The following is a 21,337-nucleotide window of genomic DNA, read 5'->3' as shown; positions in this document are numbered from 1 at the left end:
GATCAATGTTCATCTTATAGGGAATCCGGTAAGCACAGGAAGTTTCAGGTGCTACCGGATTTTTTTGTTTCAAAGGTGGCTATCACTAGATTTCTTCCATTCAGTATGAGCCGCAAATACCCTTTTCCATAACTCGTCCCGTTCCTGGAGACTATAGTGAACGAGCGACTCGCCAAATACATCTGCCAACACTTCCAGCCACTGCGATTTATGATCCAGCTCTATTTTTTCCAATCCGTTCTGCCCGTGTTTTTTCCAAATGCAGCCTCTTAGTTCATTCGTCTCTAATGCCTGTCTTTGCCGAATCAGAAAGAGGTTGAACCATGGAGAATCTGCTGAGCGGCTATAGAAATGATGTTTTGGTATAAACTCATCCAAATCCTGAACAATCGCAGGGTCAAAATCAACGCCAACAAATGAAGCAAGTGAATCATGCTCTAACCGCCAACCTTTTGCAACAATCCCTGACTCGGTAACCCTATAGTGAAGAGGGGCTTGTTCATAATTACCCATGCGGAGTGGAACAGGTTCATATGGCATATCGCCTAAACCGACATCAGCAATCCATACTTCATCTTCGTGCTGCTCATTGAGCAGGCTCACGGTTAATCCAAGATGAAATGAGTTAATGCGTGGCTCTGCCCCTAGAGGCTGAACCCCGGCTCGATGCAGGCGAACCTTATAGCCGAGTGAATATAGTAGTGTGCTGAATGCACCATTCAGGTGAAAACAATAACCGCTTCTCCCCTGCAAAATAAGTTGAACGGATTCTTGAAAACCAATGGCTGCCGGCTTTCTTGCAAAAATGTCCAACGTTTGCCACGAAAGATGCTTTACATGGGCCTTATGCAGCTTAAATAAATAGGATTGAGTAGGAGGCAGAATGTCTTGAATTCCAATCCTTTTTAGATAAGCCTTTATTTCTTCCTTTGTCATGATGTACATGCCGCATTCACCTCGATGATTAGTTTCTCAAATCCTCTCTTCAGAGTAACTATCTTTGAGTCTTAGTATCATTGTAGAAAGTGGATGTGCTGATTACAATGCTATAATTCTTAAAATGTACCGGTACAATCAGCGGATAATTCCATTTTAATAACATACACTTTTCGTGTAGATGGCTATCAGAACATAAAAAAAACAGACCATTAAGTTGGTCTGTTTCCTGATGGTTCAATCAGGCAGCTTATAGCAGCGCTCTAAGCTCACGTCGGTATTTGTTCAATTGCGCTAAGGATGGAATAACACGCTTAGCAGAACGGATGCCGCCTATTTTGATGTTGCGGACCACGTGATAGGGAGAGATTAAAAGCGCGTGAAGCAAATGTAAATCACGGGTGTTTAACGGACGATATCGTTGATAGAAGTCGACCGCGCGCAGCATTTTTGTCCCGTTCCAAAGACAATTTCGATGAAGCAGATGGGACAAGTCTTTCATTCTTACGTGCAGGGAGCAATTTTCAAAATCGATTAAATGAATCTTGAGCTGTCTGTCTTTAATCAGATTGGGATAATTGTAGTCGCCATGTATAAAAGCGCCGGCTTTTTGCTCCGAGTCGATGGCTTCCCGAACCTTGGGCTGCTGTAAACGATGCGTCACTTCCTCACAGAGAGCCACGAGATGTGCCGTGCCTTTGTAGGGACTGAGGCGTTTTTTGTATCCAGCAATTTCATCACCCAAGCCTTCGTAACGTATTCTGGCTGCTGGAGCTTCGGTGACAGGAAAGCCTACGGCGCTGGAGTGAAATTTGGCTAAGGTGGAAATACCCTTTTTAAAATCTATTCTTTTTGTAAATTTTGGTCTTCGTCCATCAACCCAATTGGTTAACGTATACGAAACGCCTTCATGGGTCATATAAGTGGTTTGCTGTACTGTCGGATAAACCTTTTGGCTACGGGTGAACCCGCCCTCATCCAGGAAGGACAACACACGTGTAATAAAACGAATTTCATCTTCTGGAAAATTGTAGGATTTTAAACAATAGGCCATGCTGGCGGTCTCAATCTTGTGTATGTCTTTTTTTTGACGAGCACGTTGAATTTTGATTCCGTACATCTGCTCAACATTTGATAAAATCGACATTTTGATCCTCACTTTCTTTTATGCATGGACCATTCCTGCAAAATATGAATGATTTGTAAACGAAGGGGCCACGAATGACCCCAATTGTCCAGGATCTCGCGATCTCTTGAGCGAATGGGGTGTCGAGAGGCATGCCACGCTTCTCGAGGCAATTTATACAGGGCTGTAACTATTTTTCGTTCAGTTCGGTTGAGTGGCTTGCGTTTTTGGTATCCTTTTAGCAGGGATTGCACAAATTCAGGATTGAATTGGGTCGTATTCATAAGGGCCTTTGCCAGATCCGCATAGACTGAGCCGACCTTAACCCGATCCCAATCAATGATTTTGAGTTGACCATTATTTGAAATAATGACATTAGGGATCGTGATGTCACTGTGTATCAAAGAGGGTAAACGTTTTTCCTTCTGAAGCATCCTAGTAATGGAGGCGTCCTGCAAATCCTTCCATGCCTGCCTGGACAAACGTTTGCAGCCTTTGCCGAACGCGTTGTACCAGTTGCGGTATTTGGTGTCATGACCGCTGATTTGTTTTATTCTTTTTTGAAAAAGACGGTCCTGGTTTTTCCATATCCGCAATTGCTGAAACGTAGGGGATTTCCTCCTTCCGATTCGATGCAAGCTCGCGGGTGTGTCATGAAGCGCAGCAAGCGCCCGCCCAAGCTTTTCAAAATCCTCTGCATTCTCCAATCTCCGTCCTTTAATCCACTGACTCACATAAAATGGCGTTCCTTGATATAAAGTCCATAACTTCCCGGAATGTGTCGGAAGCCACGCGGGCATGTAGCGATACTTTCTCTTTTTCAAAAGCCTGACCATGCTTGCAGCCTGTTCCATCTGTTGAATTGTGTTTGAGCGGATCATCTTGGTACGGCTAAAGGGCTTTAATGCATAAGTTCCCTTTTTGGCTCTCACTTGGATTACTGCATTTTTTCGGTATAGGGATGAGACTAAGCTTGATTTTAACGGAATCAGGCCAAAATGACGGGTGATATTGCGAATCTGTGCTTTGGTATAGGATTTCGTCATAAGTACCTCACTTGACTTGTGATTAAAAAAAGTAATCTTCTGTTAGTTATCAGTCTATTCATCATGAGGTAATAGGTGTGTATCGAGCAGGTCAAAAAAACGGGATAGCGAAAGTTCGCTGCCCCGTTTGAGTTAACTTTGTATTATGTAAGCCAGGTTATGGCCTGAGTGATTCATTATGATCGTCATCATAGCGGTCATCATCAAAATCCTTGTCCATATCCAGGATTGCTCCAGATGTAGCATGGATTTCGAATTCAACGGTGCCTTCATCGGTAAGCACCTTTACATCGTAAATGAACTGCCCGTCTTCCTTATCCAATTTAGTAGACAGAAGGGTGCCAGGCACATTCTTGAGCGCGATTTGCCCAGCCTGCTTCTCGGTTATGGTGACGTGGCTTGGTTTGTTGGAGGTGGACTTGTTATTTAAATTATCGTTAAGTTCAGAATGGGAACGAATGGTTTTTCCAGTGTAAGCATCTACATCGATATCCCAATCTTGATTGCCCTGCTGAAGCTCCACTTCATAGTAGACTCTTCCGTTCTCACGCTCCAGTTCGACATCTTTAACTTGCGCATCATTGCTGACTGCCTTCTTTGCAATATTGGCAGCGGTTGTCGCTCCAATAAGATCCGCAGGTTTGGCAGCCCAAACGGCATTTGCTGATACACCCGTAACCGTAACTCCAAGCAGCACCGTCGCTGCCATAATTCCTAATGCATAGTTTTTTTCATTTGTAATTCCTCCCTGTACTGTAAACTTGAATTCAGCTTATCTCTTGAACATGAGAGGAACATAATAAAATCATGAGAAAACAATGAGAAAATATGGGAGTGATGCTAATCAGCTTATTCATCGTTGTGGTCCTGTTTTTCTTTTTCCCAAGTGACAGAGTCGATAGAGCCTGATATTGCATTGACCTGTACGACAGCTTCACGCCCATCCTTTATCTCAACCTCAACGAGATAATAGAGACCTTTCTCATTACGGTGAAGCTCGATATCATCGGATGTTCCGTTAACTGCCTTGGCAGCAAGCTGGGCTGCTTCTTTCTCTGTGATCACGAGAGACACCGGGTCAGGCTTGCTGACTGGACCCGATATGTCCTTACTTGGCGGGGAAACAGGATTGTGATTCTGGGGTTCCTGTTGGGTATCTGTATAAGCTTGCGTCCGCTTAATGGATTCGATGATACCGTCATAGACGTTGACCTTTATATCGTATTTTCCTTTGTCTCGCTCCAACTTGATCAGATAGTAATGATCCAGGCGTCTGGATTCCAGCACCTCGCCGGGATACTGATGCAATACGGATTGGATGACCGTTTTTTCTTCCAATGGCGAAGCTGCCAGCGACCGTGCCCAAGGCCACTGTAAAAGGCAAATGGTGATCAATATAGCCGCCATCGTACCCCCAATGATCCACACATAAATGGCTCTCATCGTTATTCTCTCCTTCAGCTTATTATTTTGGAACGGAAGGGAGGATGATCGTTGCTGTTGTGCCACTTCCCTGTAGGCTTTCCAGTCCAATTTGTGCATGAATAGCTTGAGCAATTCCTGTAGCCAGTGCCAGGCCTAGACCGGCACCACCTTCCTCACGGCTTCTGGCTTCATCTACGCGATAGAAGCGGTCAAATACTTTAGATAGCTTATCCTCTGGAATTCCAATTCCCCGATCCGTGATTCTAATACAGGGCTGGGGCGTATCGCCTACGGCATCGATGGTTAGACGTACTGGCTCGTCACTGTATTTGCGTGCATTATCCAAAAAGATAAATAGCAGTTGCTTCAGTTTATTTTCATCGGTATAGCCGATGCAGTCTGCCTGTATGTCCAGGTGGATTTGCCGGGCAAAGGCATTTTCAATTGTAGCTTTCAATTCGGCCGCCACTTTGGTCAGACGTACAGGCTCCAATACGACATTCCATTGTTCCTCGTTTTTGGCCAAATGAAGAAGCTGCTCTACCATATCCTTCATTCGTATTGCCTCGGAATGGATAGCTTCAACAGACTCGGCGAAGATGTTGGGATGCTGTAGACCCCGCCGTTTTAGCAGACTGGCATAACTTTCAATAATGGTAAGAGGTGTTTTCAATTCATGGGATGCATTAGAAACAAATTGTTCTTGCCGGACAAAGTTACGCTCCAGCAATTCAATCATGTCATTAAACGTTTCTCCCATCTCGACCAGTTCGTCGCGCGATGTGGCGTCGAGCGAAAGCCGTTTGAATTTTCCACTGCGTTGAATCTCTTTCATCGTGCGAATCATAGAGGTAATGGGACGTGTAATCAGTCGCCCGAGCAGTCTTCCCGATATCATGACAGGAATGAGTGCAATCCCGGTGACAGCTACAAGTACAATTCTGAGTACCTGTAGTGTCTGCATCGTCGGTTGCAGACTTTCGGTCACCTGAAGATTGACAACTTCGCCATTGGTCCAAATCATGGGGACGGAAACAAGAATGTAGCGGTTGTTTTCATGGGTAATCATACGAACTTGTCGTGTCTCATCATAAGCACTCTTCATCAAGCTGAGAGATTGCTCCGAGGAAGAGGTGATCGGGGGGAGAAAATCACCCTTCGGATTCATTAGTCGAAGCATGCCATCCAGCGGTACATAGGCTCGAAGAAGATCTTCTGCTGCTACCGATACCGGAGCACGCTGAATACCGCGAATGATATTCTCCGCTGTGGCTTCTACCTGATCCTTGCGACTGTTGATAGATAGCTGGCTGAACAGAAAATAAACCGAAAAATGAACGGCCACAAGTAAGACTGCAAGTAGCAACGAGGTGTAGATATGGATTTTGTTTTGCAGCTTCATAATGATTCCTTCAGCACATAACCAATACCCCGTACAGTATGGATTAGCTCGGGGAGCTGGCGAGTGGGGTCGATTTTATTGCGCACATACCGAATATACACATCTACCACGTTGGTATCGCCAACATAGTCTATACCCCATACATTCTCCAATAATTGCTCACGGCTCAGCACCTGCCGCTGATGTCGCAGTAAATGAACGAGCAAGTCAAATTCTCGCGGCGTAAGCTCAACGCTGTGCTCCCGCCGAAGAACCTCACGGGTACCTTCATGGAGGCGTAAATCCCCCGCACTAAGCCATGTGTCTGCCATTCGCGGCGCTGTGTCCTTCGTTGCGCCTGTTCTGAGCGCGGCTCGTACACGTGCAAGGAGCTCTTCGATCACAAACGGTTTGGTAATGTAGTCGTTGGCTCCCAAATCAAGCCCCTCCACCTTATCCGCAATAGAACTTTTAGCCGTTAGTAAAATGACAGGAATGTTCGCATCATTCTTACGAATCCGTTGTAGCAGCTCGGTACCGCTGAGACCAGGAATCATAATATCCAGCAATACCAGATCCCATTTCCCTTTGTAATACGTCTCCAGCCCGTCAATTCCGTTTTTTTCTTTAACCACCCGATAACCTTCAAATTCAAGCTCGATCTCTAAAAGTCGGGCAATTTTATCTTCGTCTTCCACGATTAGAATGGATTGATTCATGTTCATGTCCTCCTGTAGGCGAATAGCCGATACGGAAGTATTTTAGCATATACGGACAGCTAACACACTTTAAAGCAAGTGGAGGAAGAGAAAGGAATTTTTATATCGTGTCATGTTTTATGACATTAAAAAGGAATAAAATGTAATGAAAACGCTCTACATTTGCTTTTTTATCTTGGATGCACAATAAACAAGTCATAGTTTTGGTCAGGAAGAACATTGTTTATGGAAGGAAAGTTGCAGTAACATAAGTTAAACCTATTTATGAGGTATGAAAAACAATATATCTAAAACGCAGGAGGGTCATATGGAACACGAACAAGAAAAGCGCCACCCGAAAACGTTTGAGCCTTTTGCATTTATTCTGATTGTAGCTACAAGTATTCTGGGAGCGATTATCGGGATGCAGATCGTAACCAGTCTCGGCGTAACCCCGAATACGGCCATCATCGGAGCGTTAGTTGCGATGTTGATTGCACGTATTCCAGTCAACTGGTTTTTACGATATAAATCCGTTCATCGTCAAAACCTGGTGCAAACCGCCATTTCCTCAGCTACTTTTGGGGCAGCCAACAGCCTGCTGATTCCTATTGGAATCCCCTATCTTATGGGAACGCCTGATTTGGTTGTACCGATGCTGCTGGGAGCGGCGTTAGCTATGTTCGCAGATGCGACGATACTTTATAAAATTTTTGACTCCAAGCTGTTTCCAGCTTCAGGTACCTGGGCTCCGGGGGTTGCAACGGCGGAATCGATCAAAGCCGGTGATAAAGGCGGTAAACGTGCCGGTTTGCTGGGCATTGGGGCACTGATCGGGGTAGTCGGCTCCTACTTGAGTATCCCGATGTCTGCCTTTGGAGTCGCATTTATCGGCAATATTTGGGCGCTGGGCATGTTTGGGGTGGGTCTATTGATTCGCCAGTATTCCATGCCGCTATTTCAGATTGACGTTAATGCGCTCTACATCGCCCATGGCGTGATGATCGGGGCAGGTATTGTGGCGTTAATTCAGGCGGCTATACTCGTGTTTGGCTTTTCCAAGCAGAAAAAGGACGGCACCGTCATACTTGCAGATACAGCCTCGGAGGTGGAATATACCCGCCCGATTGCAGAGGCCCGTCGTACGCTTGGGCTCGGTTTTATCGCTTATCTGGTTATTTCACTGCTGATCGCCATCATCGGCGGACTGGTTACACACATGTCAGTAGGTATGTTGATCGGCTTTATCGTATTTGCAGCCTTTGCCGCGTTTGTGCATGAAATTATCGTCGGTATCGCGGCTATGCATTCCGGTTGGTTTCCTGCCTTTGCGGTCGCTTTTATCACATTGCTCGGCGGGATGATGATCGGGTTTCCACCCGTGGCGCTGGCGCTGCTGGCCGGGTTTAGCGCAGCTACAGGCCCTGCTTTTGCTGACATGGGCTACGATTTGAAAACAGGCTACATCCTGCGTGGCAATGGCAAGGATAAAGAGCTGGAACGGGAAGGCAGAAAGCAGCAGTATATAACGGCCCTGATCGCTTTTGCGGTTGCACTGGTGACAGTAGCTTTGGCTTATCCGAGCTATTTTGCACAAAATCTGGTGCCGCCGATTGATAAGGTATATGTGTCGACGATTCAGGCCGGGGCTACACCGGGGGTTGCCAGTCAGCTTTTGTTGTGGGCGATTCCGGGGGCGATTCTCCAACTCATTGGCGGGTCTAAGCGCCAATTGGGTGTCATGTTTGCAACAGGGCTGTTGATTGCGACAGCCAACGCCTGCTGGGCAGTGCTGGCCGGCATAGCGATCCGCTTTCTCGTAACTCGTTTTGGGAAAAAAGAGACTGTGGCTTCTATGACGATTCTGGCTGCCGGTTTTATCGCAGGGGATGCGCTCTACAACTTCTTTAACTCTGTATTTAAACTAAAAAAGTGAGATGATGCAGATGGACGCTTTAAAGCTGGATGAAAGGATTGTTGAATACGCCGTATATGGCGGTGCTGTCTTGGGCGGTGGTGGCGGAGGCTGGATCGAGGAAGGGCTGCGGATCGGCAAGCTGGCTCTTGAAGCAGGACAGCCGCTGCTAGTGCCAATTGACCATTTTGCAGACGACGATCTCTTCGTTACTGTGGCTGTTGTTGGTGCTCCGGCTGCGCCGGATAAATATGTAAAGCCCGTTCATTATGTAAAAGCCCTGAATATGGTGTCTACTATGACTGGAAAGGGCGTCCGGGCTCTGCACACGAATGAGAATGGCGGCGAGACAACGATTAATGGCTGGTTTCAGTCAGCCTTGACCGGTATTCCGGTTGTGGATTTTGCATGTAACGGGCGGGCGTATCCCACAGGAACGATGGGCTCGATGAATTTAACCGAGCTGCCGAATTACGTCAGCCATCAGGCTGCCGTAGGCGGACGCGAGGAGCACTATATAGAATTGGGCATTGCAGGTTCCCTGGATCATGCCGCTTCGCTGGTTCGTAAAGCCTCGGTGGAAGCTGGAGGATTGGTAGCGGTTGCGAGGAATCCGGTGACTGCTGCTTATGCAAAAGCCAATGGCGCCCCGGGAGCCATTTCCCGGGCAATCGCCGTCGGTGAAGCGATGCTGGCACATCGGGGGGAGGCTGCGATTGCTGCCGTGACTGCCGAGTTGGGCGGCAAGGTTATCGCTACAGGTGAAGTAACGGAGTGTCGGCTTGAAACATCAGGAGGCTTTGACGCCGGGGTGGTTCATATAACGGATAGCGCCCGGGTCTACGAAATAACCTTCTGGAACGAGTACATGTCGCTGGAGCTTGACGGGGAACGATTAGCTACATTCCCGGACCTGATCATGACCTTGGATATGGATACAGGCAGACCTGTAATCACAGCTGCCGTAGCCAAAGGACAACGGCTGGCTGTCATTGCAGTCCCGAAGGAACGACTCCTGCTGAGTACAACTATGTTTAACAGCAAGTTGCTGCAATCGATTGAGCCAATAATTCATAAGCCGATTCTGCCCTACTTATAAAATATAAAGGAGGAACGCAACGATGGCACTTCAACAAACATTAACGGTATTCGAAGCGCTGGACAGCGCCTATGTGAATGGAGAGCGAGTGAAGCAGCTTTTTGCTGGATACGAAGGTATTGCCGTAACCATAAAACAGGTGACCGGAGCGAAGGGAAGCACGGATTTTATCCATGTGCTTATTCCCGGTACAGAAGGTAAAAGCTCAGGAGGTACAGCACCAACATTTGGTATTGTTGGTCGCCTGGGCGGGATCGGCGCACGTCCATCCCGAATTGGCCTCGTATCTGATGCTGATGGAGCGATTGCGGCGGTGGCGGCTGCGCTAAAGCTGGCAGACATGCAGATTAAAGGCGATAGGCTGAAGGGGGATGTGATTGTCACCACGCATATTTGCCCGGATGCACCTACGCGTTCGCATGAACCGGTTGATTTCATGGATTCACCTGTGGATATTGTGGACATGAATCGCCATGAGATTGATCCCGGGATGGAAGCTATTTTGTCCATCGATACCACCAAAGGCAATCGTGTTATTAATCATAAAGGAATCGCAATTTCACCTACGGTGAAGGAAGGCTATATTTTGCGGGTCAGTGAGGATTTATTGCGCCTGATGGAACAGACTACGGCACAATTGCCTGTTACTTTTCCGGTTACGATGCAGGATATCACGCCGTATGGTAACGACTTGTATCATATTAATTCGATTTTACAGCCTGCTGTAGCGACAGATGCACCTGTAGTCGGTGTTGCGATTACAGCACAGGCGGCTGTACCGGGATGCGGTACAGGGGCAAGTCATGAGATTGACATTGCCACTGCCGTGAGATTTTCGATTGAAACCGCCAAGGAATTTACGAACGGAACGTGTACATTTTATGATCCGCAGGAATTTGCCAGAATCACTAAATTGTATGGCTCTATGAAAATATTGCAGACCGCAGGCAGTGTTTAAAGCCAGGGCTAATGCATAGCAGGGCAGGCCGCAGGCTTGCCCTTTGACGTCAGGAGCGTAAAATAAAATGAAGCAAAGGCAGGGATTCAGGATGCATAAGTTAGGGATGATTACGATTGGGCAAGCCCCCCGGTCGGATGTGGCCCCTATTGTAGAAAGGGCCTTGGAAGGACGGGCAGAACTGGTGCAGGCAGGCGCGCTGGACGGGCTTTCATCCGACTATATACAACAGCATCTATCGCCATCGCCGGGAGAGTATGTATTGACCTCGCGTCTGACAACCGGGGAGTCGGTGGTTATTTCACGTGAAAAAATTCAGCCGCTGCTTCAGGACAAAATTACACGTATGGAGGAGCAGGGAATACGTACGATTTTGCTGCTTTGTACTGGCGTATTTCCCGGATTGCACACTCGAACGGCTTTTTTAATCGAGCCGGATCACGTGCTTCCGCCTGTACTTAAAGCCATGTCCAGCGGTAGAAGACTTGGACTGATCGGACCGCTCGAAGAACAGAAGGATAACCTCAGACTGAAATTCAGTCCTTACGGATTGAATCCCCAGTTTGCAGCGGCCTCGCCTTACAGTGGCAGTGCGGAGGAATTTCGCCAGGCTGCCGGACAGTTCAAAGATCAAGCCGATCTTATTGTACTCGATTGTATGGGTTATACGGAGACACATAGAGAGCTGGCGGCGCGTTATGCAGGGGTTCCGGTCGTATTGTCCAATGCCTTGATCGGCAAGCTCGTATCGGAAATGGTGTGAGCGTATAAGCTGACTGAAAACTTACATGGTAGTCACTACACATGCGGATGGTGCTTCCCATCGCTGTTGCTCCCGGATTTTCTGAATAAATGCTTTACGGGAGAAATCCGGGAGCAGCTTAGGCTTACGATGCGAGCTTTCCTACGGAAAGCTTTCAGGCGACCGCTTTCGCTTGTCCAGCACCATTCCGCCTGCTCCGTTTCCCATGTAAATATTTCGAGATCAGCTTATATAGCCTAAAAATAGGGGGAAGAAGTATGAGTCAACAACGTGTTGAAATCAGTAAAAATGTATTGCAAAAATGTTTGGGACTCACCGCCGGGGAGACACTTCTCGTTGTAACCGACGATGATAAAAAGGAATTGGGCGAGTCCATATATGAAGCTGGTAAAGCACTGGGAGCAGAAGCGGCTATGATGACGATGAAGGTACGCTCCAAATCAGGCGAGGAGCCTCCGGCCCCTGTTGCCGAAGCGATGCTCCGCTCTAGCGTTGTTGTATGTGTCACCCGATATTCGCTGACACATACAAATGCCCGCAAGCAGGCCGCAGCCGCTGGAGCTCGTCTGGCGACCATGCCTGGTATGACAGATGACATGTTCATGAACGGGGCAATTGCTGCTGATTATCCCAAGGTCAAGGCGCTGACCGAAGAGGTGACCGCATTGCTGACGGCTGCCAAGCAGGTACGGATTGAAAAGGATGGGTACAGCCTGAATTTTACCATTGAGGGTCGTGACGGCGTTCCCAGCACAGGCATGTATTTGAACCCAGGCGAATCCGGCAATCTGCCTTCCGGCGAAGCGTATATTGCTCCACTGGAAGGAACAGCACAAGGCCAGATCGTGGTGGATGGTTCTGTGGCGGGAATCGGTGCATTAAAGGAGCCGCTCCTGCTGACAGTACAAAATGGCAGATTGACCGCCGCAGAAGGAGAAGCCGGACAGCCCCTGCTGGATATGCTGGGTGAAGGTGATGGCAGAATGCTGGCCGAGTTCGGTATTGGAACGAATGATAAAGCCCGCATTACAGGCGTTGTGCTGGAGGACGAGAAAGTATACGGCACGATCCATGTCGCTTTTGGCAGCAATAATACCTTTGGAGGAACGGTCGCTGCGGGTGTACATATTGACGGGGTCGTTCAAAAACCGGATGTATATCTGGATGATCGTCTGATTATGAAGGCTGGTCAATTGCTGGAGAGATAAAGGAGGAAATTATCATGCTTGGAATGATTAGAGTGCTCACCATGCAGGACGAAGCAGCTATCGACCTTCACGGCCGGGTTATCGAGCAGCGCTACGGGCTGCCTGTTACCAGTGTATGTATCCCCGATCAGCCAAAGGGAATCTACGATGATGTCACAGACCGGGAGGCAGTTCCCAAAATCGTGCTCGCGGCGCAACAACTCGTTCAACAGGGCTGTACATCTATCGGTATTAGCTGCGCGGCTGATCCAGCGCTAGAGGAAACTCGCCAGGCTGTAGCTGTCCCTGTCTATGGAGCCGGGTCCTGTGCAGCACATCTGGCCCTGACATCTGCCAGCCGTGTCGGCGTGTTGACCATTCTGGACGAAGCTCCACCATTAATTCGCCAAATACTGGGCGAGTCTTATATCGGTACGGAGCGCCCCGAGGGTGTGCGGACGACGCTGGACCTGAACACTTCGCAAGGCAAAGAAGCTGCCATGGCAGCGGCCCTGCGGCTTCAAGAGAAGGGAGCAGAGGTCATTGTGCTGGCCTGCACAGGTTTTGTAACGATGAACTTTGCACCAGAACTGGAGCGTGCGCTGGGTATTCGAGCCGTTGACCCGATTGTAGCGCTTGGTGCGGCTGCTTCGATACGGTGGCAGCCCCATCATGATGAGGCACAGGCAGGATAGACGCTTTAGCATGATCATAAGTAGTTTAATATCGAAATAAACCGTCTTTTCCAGAAAAGGGCGGTTTATTTGTGTTCCATTAAGCTCCCAAAAATAGGAATGGTATGGTTTGGAAAGACATGATCCAGCGGTAAAAAGGTTTTGTTTTGTAAGCTTTTTTGGTACACTATCCTGAAAATTAGATGAAGCAAGGATGTTGCAAAATAAATAGCAGGGTGGTCTGTCATTATGAAAATACCGGGTGTTACAGTTCAGGAGCTCATGGCAATCCCCGAGTTGAAGGAGGCAAAGGTATTAAGCGGAGAACAGGGGGTGAACCGGGTTGTCCGCTTTATTGACATTATGGAGGTTCCCGATCTGAAAGGCTGGATTCGGGAAGGTGTATTGTTGATGACAACTGCTTATTCCATCCGCCATGAGCCTGAGGTATTGTGTCAAATCATTCAATTGCTGCATCAGGGCGGGGCGGCGGCACTTGCGATCAAGCCGACTCGCTTTCTCACGGAAATCCCCCGTAGTGCGCTGGAGGCAAGCAATGCCTGCGGTCTTCCAGTGATTGAGATTCCAGCCGAAATTCCATATACAGATATTACACAGCGTGTCATGGATATGGTACTGAACCGGCAGGCAGAGCTGCTGCGGCGCTCGGAAGGAATCTATCGAACCTTAACCACGATGGTTCTGGAGAACAGTGGTATACAGGCTGTTAGTGACAATATAGCAGAATTGCTTAGAGCTCCGGTTGCTTTGATTGATAATGGAGGTCAGGCTATTGTCACTTCACCACAAGGCTGGGATTGGAAGAAGGCACAAGATTCTCGTTATTTTCCCATTAATGTGGACAAACGCACGGTTGCCAAGCTGGTCATTGCTCGCAATGAGCTGGATGATATGGAGCAGGTGGGCATTGAACAGGCACGTTTGGTGATGGCCTTGGAATTAATGCGTGAAAAGGCGGTAGAAGATACGGAAAGCCGGCTGCGGGGGAACTTTATAGATGAGCTCATGACGCCTCCGGTGCCGCTGCGCCATGAGGTTGAGCGGAGAGGGCGCCAATTGGGCTTTAACCCGGCATATGATTGGGAGGTGGCTGTACTGGAAAGTAGTGCGGCCCCGCCGGAAGAGCTACTTTCCGAGCTGCTGAGCCTGGAATCGGCCAGGCGGCGTGTGGTGTCTCATATTGAGTTTCGTTCCAATCGGGCGGTACTATTTTTGCCCACGCTTCATTCTAATGATCATCGTGACGGGGCTGGTGCGGAGCAGAAACAATCCTGGGCCGAAACGCTGAAGAACTGGGTCAGTGAAAAAGCTTTGGGCACGGGTGATTATTATATAGGCATCGGGAGTTCCAAAAAACTGTGGGAGCTGCTGCAAAGCTACAATGAGGCACGGCGCTCGATTACGGTATCGCAGCGACTGTATCCCGATCAACGTGTCTGCACATACGGCGATATAGAGATGCACTATATGCTGGGAAAAGCAATGGACAATGAGGAATTTTACAATGTATTCAAACGCAAGCTGGGCAAACTTCAGCAATATGATCGGTCACATGGCAGTGATTTGCTCAAAACGTTATTTTATTATTTGGAAAACAGGGGCAGTCTGATAGATACGGCGAATTATCTTTTTATACATCGTAATTCAGTAAAATATAGACTGGAGCGGATTCGCGACATGACGGATTTTGATCTAAACGATCCACGCGAGCAGTTTATATGCCATACCTGTCTGATTCATTATTATTTGCGGGAACATAAGTAGACGGACACTTGGCCTTGGGGCAGGGAGGGAATAATATGGATAAAAAAATACTGGTAGCAGACGATGAACCCAGTATTCGGAATGCGCTGGCCTATGCGTTAAAAAGGGAAGGTTTTGTGGTAGAAACCGCCGTTGATGGCGAGGACGCATTGGAAAAAGTACGTTTGTTCCACCCGGATGTGCTGATACTGGACGTGATGATGCCCAAATTGGGTGGATATGAGGTGTGCCGCCGGTTGGAAAGTCGGAAGGGCATCGGTATTTTACTGCTGACTGCCAAAAACGATATCGTGGATAAGGTACTTGGGCTGGAACTGGGTGCGGACGATTTTATGAGCAAGCCGTTTGATCTGAGGGAGCTGCTCGCACGGATCAAGGCCTTGGTACGGAGGCTGGAGCGAGAAGGAGCGCCTGCACCGGAAGGAGCGGAAACGGTACTTGGACCGTTACGGGTACGTCCGTCCAGCCGAACGGCTGAAATCGGAGCAACGGCACTGGATCTCACTCCCAAGGAATTTGATGTGCTGGCGCTGTTGGTGTCCCATGCCGGAAGAGTGTATACCCGGGACGAGCTGCTGGAGCAGGTGTGGGGCTTCGATTATGTAGGCGGAACACGGACGGTGGATATCCATATCCAGCGTCTGCGCAAGAAGCTTGGACCCCATCAGGCGATATTGCAGACCGTGTATGGTATCGGCTATAAGGCAGAGAAAATAACGTGAATGAACATATATCGAATCAGCGAGGGAGCTTGCCCTCCACTGACGGGCGGAGGCGCAAGCACACAGGCTTGAGTCTGCGTTGGAAATTTCCGCTGGTGCTGGCGGCTCTGCTGCTGTTTACTGTCGGTGTGCTAAGCTGGCTTGTGCTTTCCGGGATTCGCACCAGCCAGACAGAGCAAATGGAGCGCGGCTTAAAGCGTCAGGCTGAAATTGTGGAAATGCGCGTAAAGCAGTCCTATCTGTTGGGAGTGCGCCAATCATCCGAAGCTTTCATGAAAAAGCAGGCCCCCCAACTCGCAGTAGAACTGGGCGTATCCAGCAACATGCGCGTTATTTTATATGATCGTAAGGGACATGAGGTTGGCAATTCGCTGCCGCTGGCTTTTAGAACGGATGTCAGTCAGGCGCTTTCTTATGCGCTCCAAGGCAAGATTGCTTATATTACGGAAGGCAGCACCATCATCTATCTGGCTCCGCTCCAAGGCCCGGAAGGCTTGTTGGGAGTGGTGCAGCTTCATAGCTCCATTGAAGCACAGCAGCAGTTCTATCAGGCCATTGCCCGCTTGTTTCTATGGACCGGGGGGACTGTGCTGGTATTGAGCTTTATTTTGGGCTTGGGCTATGTCAGCCGACAGACGAGGGACATCGGGCGATTGACTCGCGCTTCCGAGCAGATATCGGCAGGGCATTATCCTGAAGCGAGATTGCTTCGAAGGCAGGATGAACTGGGGAGGCTGGATGAAGGAATGCTCCAGATGAGCCATGTGATCCGGGAGAGCATTACCGCGCTGGAGAACGAAAAGCTCCGGCTGGAAGAGGCGGTTCAGCGTTTGCGGGAGCTGGAGCAGCAGCAAAAATCTTTTATCGGCAATATTAGCCATGAGCTGAAAACCCCGTTAACCTCTATCCAAGCTTACGCTGATTTGCTGGATATGTATGGGGATGACCCGGAGCTGGTGCGTGAAGCCAGAGAAAGCATCCACAAGGAAACGAAACGCTTGTACGAGCTTGTAGAGGATTCACTGCGGCTATCTGTGCTGGATAAATATGATTTTGAATTGCATGCGGAGGAAGTAGAACTGCACTCGTTGCTCGAAGATGCAGGGAGCCGAATCCGGGGAAAAGCGGCAAAGCGTGGACTTCATTTTTCGATAGATGTGGTTCCTGCCAAGGTATGGGGTGATCCCAAGCATCTGATGCATATTGTGCTGAATCTGCTGGATAATGCGGTCAAGTACAATCGGGATGGAGGCTGGATTGTGTTATCGAGCCGGGTGGAACGGGATACCGTAATCGTGTATGTACGCAATTCCGGTCCGTGGATTCCCAGGGAAAAATGGGAAATGATTTTCGAGCCATTTGCTACCTTGAGTCGTGATCGTTCCCGTCAGGATAGCGGTACAGGGCTTGGACTTCCTTTGGCGCGCAGACTGGCTGAGCGTATGGGAGGGGAGCTGCATCTTACAGCCTCGGGCGATGGTGCGATAGAGAATGCCAAGGAAAATGGGCAAGGGAATGAATTTTCGCTTAAGCTGCCTTTGTTGGTTCCCGATAGCTCTCTGTAAACGGATTGATCGTTAGCTACAGAGTTAGAAATGCATCTTGTTTACAACTTGGAAACAATCCGATGTATTCATGAGACGTTAAGGTATTAAACTGGGGGTATCGTGAACAAGGAGGCCGTATGACATGATAAAGAAAAACAGAATGAACCACGTTCAAAAAAAGAACGGCGTCCCCTGTGGCGATCATCCCCGTGCACGGCTTTTCAGACATAGAATCACGGGGCTGCTTATAACGAGCTTAGTAGCCGTTGTATCGCTCAGTGCTTGTGGAATGAAAGACGCAGGGGAAGCCAGGCCATCGTCTGGTATGAAACCGGGACAGCAGCTTACCGTGATTGACACCGATGCAGCCCGGCAGCAAGTAACGGACGAACTGGTGGTATCGTCCATCGACAGGCTGGGAGATGTCTACGCGAGGTCTTGGCTAAGTGACGAAGAGCTGATTGTGGAGAGACAGACCCGGCTGTTGATTCATAATGTAAAGACAGGTAAGGAACGGGCTTTGCTACCAGACTGCAAGGCTCCGCAATTGCTGGCGGTAGTATCACCGGATCAGCGCCATGTCTTTTTTACCGAGGGCAGTCCCAGCAGTAAATATGATATCCGGGGCTATATACTTGAATTAAGCAGCGGCAAGGTTACACCGATAGGTAAGCTGGATATGTCCAACGAAGTAAGCTGGGGGGATAAAGATCATCTGATTACAGGCGCACCGGACGGCAAAATTTATCTGATTAGTCTGGACGGCAAGGCTAAAGAATTGAATTTTCAAGACCCGAATCGCGCTGAGCTGATTACTCATGTCGAAAAAGTGGGGAACACCATATTTTATACAGGCAATGATAAGCAAGGGTACCGGGTGCTGAATCGGTTTACTATGGACCACCCGCAAGCTGTAACGATTGCGAATGGTGCCAGTTCCTTTGCCGTATCGCCTGATGGTAAATGGATTGCCATTGAAAAAAGAAAATGGAACACATCCGAACCTGCTCGCATGATTGTATTGGATGAACATGGAAAAGAGAAGGGAACCGTCGGCCAGGGTACTTTAATGAGCCGTGGAAGCTGGTCCAGTGACGGGTCCAAGCTGGCTTTTTCCATTTATGATGAGGATCAGCAGGGGATGAGAGGGTTGTATGTGTTTGATCAGTCCACGGGTAAAACAACTCCGGTCACGACCGACATCCAGTCCTATGACAGTCCTACGGTATGGAGCCCGTCGGCCCGGTTTTTATCCATGTACCAGAATATTTCGGAAGGTGGAAAACAGCTGAATCAAAGCTATATCGTTCAATTTAAGGAAAAGTAACCAAAAAGGCGCATATCCGTTTTTCGGAATGCACCTTTTTTAATGTAGGCAGATTCTTTTCGTCTATATATTGCACTTTGGAGCGACTGGAATCGAATTTTGCAAAATCCTGATTACACAAACTTGCGATGATGTTTCTTGCCGTCGTATGAGAATAAGGCGGGCTTACCCTCAATCACCGTTTCCAAATGAACGGCGCGGCCCCATAGCTGATACACATATGGAAGCGTGCGCTCCATATATTTTAAATCCAGCTCAATTCCTTCATACTGGTGCTTCAGCTTTAGCTCGCCTGTATGCAGATAATCGCCGTCCTCGACGACGATATAAGGGGAACCCCCATTCACACGCGAAAATACAAGCTGATCCCGTATGTGTTCCCAGGATTTATCGGTGATTTTCCAATCCGGTCCCCGTTTCTCGAACACATACAGATCCAGATCCTCTGTCAGTTTCTTGGTCATGTAATTGCGTAGAAAAGAGGTGTCTGAGTCAAACTCCCGTACCTCAAACATTTTAGCGCGTCCTTCGCCCGGTTTGCGTCCTTGTCGCTCCTGCTCGTCACGGGTTGGATTATCCCATCGCTTTTCAATATCTTCAAATATTTTAAGCCCCAAATAATACGGGTTCAGGCTTTTCCTCGAAGGCTGTACGACAGAAGCATTCAGCATCGCAAATTCAACGGTTTCATCCCCGGTCAAATCCAGTTCCCTTACAATCCGCTGATGCCAATAGGAGGCCCAGCCTTCATTCATGATTTTGGTCTCGATCTGGGGCCAGAAATACAGCATTTCGTCGCGCAGCATCGTCATAATATCCCGCTGCCAGTCCTCCAGCACCTCCGAGAATTCCTGAATAAACCAGACGATATCCTTCTCCGGTTCCGGTGGAAACTGCCGTATGTGGATGCCTGCGCTTTCCGACGAATCCGGCTGTGGCTTCACGGTGTCTAGTGACCACAGATCATCGTAAGGCCCAGGGGGACGTTGGTGCTTTTCAGGTTCTTTCTGCTCCCGGATTTTGAGCTCCATATAGCGTTGCTTATCCAGATGCCTTGGTTTGATAAGCTGTGGGTCGACATGCTCTTGTATTGCCAGTACGGCGTCGATGAAGGATTCGACGGCCTGCGAGCCGTATTCCATTTCATAGCTGCTGATTCGATCTGCTGTGGCGGACATGCTCTCCACCATATTGCGGTTGGAAGCTGAGAAGCGGGCGTTGTGCTTGAAAAAATCACAGTGTGCCAGTACATGGGCGACAATCAGCTTATTTTGAACCAATGAATTTCCTTCTAGCAGGAAGGCGTAGCAGGGATTGGAGTTGATGACCAGCTCGTAGATTTTGCTGAGGCCAAAATCGTACTGCATCTTCATTTTGTGAAATGTTTTTCCAAAACTCCAATGGCTAAAACGTGTGGGCATCCCATAGGCCCCGAACGTGTATACGATCTCCGCCGGACAAATCTCATATCGCATCGGATAGTAGTCGAGCCCGAAACCGTCTGCAATCTCCATAATTTCTGATATCGCATATTCCAGCTCCTTCTGGTCGATGCTCATCCCGCCGTCCCCCCTTCCCGTTTGCGAAAAAAGGTACGCAAGGCTTGGTATACCTCGCCTTTTTCCTTGATGACATAGTACATAAACTGATCCTTTTTAATGTTCTTGTAGGCTGACATCAGTGTGCTGCTGCGATTATATTGATTCACTTCTCCATAGCCGAACATATTGCTTCGTTTTATAAGTTCCTCGATTAGCTTCACACATCGCTCGTTGTCCGAGGTCAGGTTATCGCCATCCGAGAAATGGAAGGGGTATATATTGTAGCTGGAAGGAGGATATCGCTTGTCAATGATCTCTAGTGCCTTGATATAGGCGGAGGAGCAGATGGTGCCGCCGCTTTCTCCACGGGTAAAAAATTCTTCCTCCGTAACCTCCTTGGCCTCGGTATGATGCGCGAGAAAGACAATTTCCACCTTTTCATATTGACGGCGCAAAAAGCGGGTCATCCAGAAAAAGAAGCTGCGGGCGCAATATTTTTCAAAAGCTCCCATCGAGCCTGAGGTGTCCATCATGGCAATAATCACCGCGTTGGATTGGGGGATGGTTTTCTCTTCCCATGTTTTATAGCGGAGATCGTCCGGACTAATATGATGAATGCCCGGATTGCCCTCGCGGGCGTTACGACGCAGATTTTCGAGAATGGTTCGTTTCTTGTCAATGTTCGCTTGCATGCCCTTTTTACGTATATCATTGAACACAATCGATTTAACCTCAATTTGATCCTTGTCTTTTTGCTGTAAATGCGGCAATTCCATTTCCTCGAACAGCATGTCTTCCAGTTCTTCTATACTAACTTCCGTTTCCACAATATCGTGTCCGGGCTGATCGCCGGCTTTCTCGCCTTTACCTGGCTTTCGGGAAGCAGGGTCACGTCCGATGACATCTCCGACCTGACTGTCGCCATCCCCTTGGCCCACATGCTTTTGCTTTTGATAGTTATAAATGAAGCGATACTCATCCAGACTGCGAATCGGCACTTTAATAATCTGTTGACCGTCCGACATAATAATATTTTCTTCCGTTATCAGATCGGGTAGATTTTGCTTAATGACATCCTTGACCTTCTGCTGATGACGTTGCTGGTCCTGGTACCCTTTGCGATGCAGCGACCAGTCTTCGCGCGATACGATGAATGAATGTGGCTGGCGTGGTTCCGGCATTATTAGGCACCCCCCAAGTGGATACA

The 21,337-nt window shown here is 48.5% G+C and carries 19 protein-coding genes; 10 read left to right on the top strand and 9 right to left on the bottom strand.

All coding sequences use genetic code 11. From position 1 onward, the window contains the following. Window positions 1–69: 69 nt before the first annotated feature. The 7 genes from KQI_RS0122755 to KQI_RS0122725 all read right to left on the bottom strand — a co-directional run bounded on the left by KQI_RS0122755 (window position 70) and on the right by KQI_RS0122725 (window position 6,633). A complete protein-coding gene (locus tag KQI_RS0122755; protein ID WP_010349193.1) occupies window positions 70–945 on the bottom strand; it encodes an arylamine N-acetyltransferase family protein in 876 nt (291 codons plus the stop codon). 241 nt (window positions 946–1,186) lie between these two features. Continuing rightward, the gene (locus tag KQI_RS0122750; protein ID WP_010349192.1) at window positions 1,187–2,083 is read right to left on the bottom strand and encodes a phosphotransferase; all 897 of its coding nucleotides are present in this window, start codon (window positions 2,081–2,083) and stop codon (window positions 1,187–1,189) included. 8 nt (window positions 2,084–2,091) lie between these two features. Further along, window positions 2,092–3,108 carry an aminoglycoside phosphotransferase family protein gene (locus tag KQI_RS0122745; protein WP_010349191.1) on the bottom strand — a complete coding sequence of 339 codons (1,017 nt, stop codon included), beginning with the start codon at window positions 3,106–3,108 and terminating at the stop codon, window positions 2,092–2,094. 157 nt (window positions 3,109–3,265) lie between these two features. Then, a complete protein-coding gene (locus tag KQI_RS0122740; protein WP_010349189.1) occupies window positions 3,266–3,817 on the bottom strand; it encodes a PepSY domain-containing protein in 552 nt (183 codons plus the stop codon). A 140-nt stretch (window positions 3,818–3,957) separates the two neighbouring features. Next, complete coding sequence (locus KQI_RS0122735; protein ID WP_010349188.1) at window positions 3,958–4,551, bottom strand: PepSY domain-containing protein; 594 nt, start codon at window positions 4,549–4,551, stop codon at window positions 3,958–3,960. A gap of 22 nt (window positions 4,552–4,573) precedes the next feature. Beyond that, window positions 4,574–5,935 (bottom strand): sensor histidine kinase, encoded by a 1,362-nt coding sequence (locus tag KQI_RS0122730; RefSeq protein ID WP_010349187.1) that lies wholly within the window; start codon window positions 5,933–5,935, stop codon window positions 4,574–4,576. Continuing rightward, window positions 5,932–6,633: a response regulator transcription factor gene (locus KQI_RS0122725; protein ID WP_010349186.1), complete on the bottom strand. Its 702-nt coding sequence runs from the start codon at window positions 6,631–6,633 to the stop codon at window positions 5,932–5,934. Before KQI_RS0122725 ends, KQI_RS0122730 begins: the two co-directional genes overlap by 4 nt. A 307-nt stretch (window positions 6,634–6,940) precedes the next feature. Here KQI_RS0122725 and KQI_RS0122720 point away from each other — a divergent pair, with 307 nt between their 5' ends. The 10 genes from KQI_RS0122720 (at window position 6,941) to KQI_RS0122675 (ending at window position 18,589) form a co-directional block, all read left to right on the top strand. Then, window positions 6,941–8,548 (top strand): OPT/YSL family transporter, encoded by a 1,608-nt coding sequence (locus KQI_RS0122720; RefSeq protein WP_010349185.1) that lies wholly within the window; start codon window positions 6,941–6,943, stop codon window positions 8,546–8,548. A gap of 10 nt (window positions 8,549–8,558) precedes the next feature. Continuing rightward, on the top strand, window positions 8,559–9,626 hold the full coding sequence (locus KQI_RS0122715; protein ID WP_010349184.1) for a DUF917 domain-containing protein: 1,068 nt from the start codon (window positions 8,559–8,561) through the stop codon (window positions 9,624–9,626). 22 nt (window positions 9,627–9,648) lie between these two features. Then, complete coding sequence (locus KQI_RS0122710) at window positions 9,649–10,584, top strand: DUF1177 domain-containing protein (protein WP_010349183.1); 936 nt, start codon at window positions 9,649–9,651, stop codon at window positions 10,582–10,584. A 67-nt stretch (window positions 10,585–10,651) separates the two neighbouring features. Beyond that, the gene (locus KQI_RS0122705; RefSeq protein WP_010349182.1) at window positions 10,652–11,347 is read left to right on the top strand and encodes an AroM family protein; all 696 of its coding nucleotides are present in this window, start codon (window positions 10,652–10,654) and stop codon (window positions 11,345–11,347) included. A 257-nt stretch (window positions 11,348–11,604) separates the two neighbouring features. Then, window positions 11,605–12,555 (top strand): aminopeptidase, encoded by a 951-nt coding sequence (locus KQI_RS0122700; RefSeq protein ID WP_010349181.1) that lies wholly within the window; start codon window positions 11,605–11,607, stop codon window positions 12,553–12,555. Between the two features lie 14 nt (window positions 12,556–12,569). Further along, entirely contained in the window at window positions 12,570–13,229 is a 660-nt protein-coding gene (locus tag KQI_RS0122695) for an aspartate/glutamate racemase family protein (protein WP_010349180.1), read from the top strand. A 228-nt stretch (window positions 13,230–13,457) separates the two neighbouring features. Continuing rightward, on the top strand, window positions 13,458–14,993 hold the full coding sequence (locus KQI_RS0122690; protein ID WP_010349179.1) for a PucR family transcriptional regulator: 1,536 nt from the start codon (window positions 13,458–13,460) through the stop codon (window positions 14,991–14,993). A 35-nt stretch (window positions 14,994–15,028) separates the two neighbouring features. After that, on the top strand, window positions 15,029–15,715 hold the full coding sequence (locus KQI_RS0122685) for a response regulator transcription factor (RefSeq protein WP_010349178.1): 687 nt from the start codon (window positions 15,029–15,031) through the stop codon (window positions 15,713–15,715). After that, window positions 15,712–17,280 (top strand): sensor histidine kinase, encoded by a 1,569-nt coding sequence (locus tag KQI_RS0122680; RefSeq protein ID WP_029390293.1) that lies wholly within the window; start codon window positions 15,712–15,714, stop codon window positions 17,278–17,280. Before KQI_RS0122685 ends, KQI_RS0122680 begins: the two co-directional genes overlap by 4 nt. Window positions 17,281–17,404: 124 nt before the next feature. Further along, complete coding sequence (locus tag KQI_RS0122675) at window positions 17,405–18,589, top strand: WD40 repeat domain-containing protein (RefSeq protein ID WP_010349176.1); 1,185 nt, start codon at window positions 17,405–17,407, stop codon at window positions 18,587–18,589. Between the two features lie 113 nt (window positions 18,590–18,702). On the opposite strand, the gene KQI_RS0122670 is transcribed toward KQI_RS0122675, so the two are convergent. Together KQI_RS0122670 and yhbH are read right to left on the bottom strand one after the other, a co-directional pair. After that, complete coding sequence (locus KQI_RS0122670) at window positions 18,703–20,148, bottom strand: SpoVR family protein (protein WP_010349175.1); 1,446 nt, start codon at window positions 20,146–20,148, stop codon at window positions 18,703–18,705. Then, complete coding sequence (yhbH, locus tag KQI_RS0122665; protein WP_010349173.1) at window positions 20,145–21,311, bottom strand: sporulation protein YhbH; 1,167 nt, start codon at window positions 21,309–21,311, stop codon at window positions 20,145–20,147. Before yhbH ends, KQI_RS0122670 begins: the two co-directional genes overlap by 4 nt. Window positions 21,312–21,337: the final 26 nt, after the last annotated feature.

The organism is Paenibacillus peoriae KCTC 3763, assembly GCF_000236805.1.
Taxonomy (GTDB): domain Bacteria; phylum Bacillota; class Bacilli; order Paenibacillales; family Paenibacillaceae; genus Paenibacillus; species Paenibacillus peoriae.
This window is presented reverse-complemented; position numbering and strand designations above follow the sequence as displayed.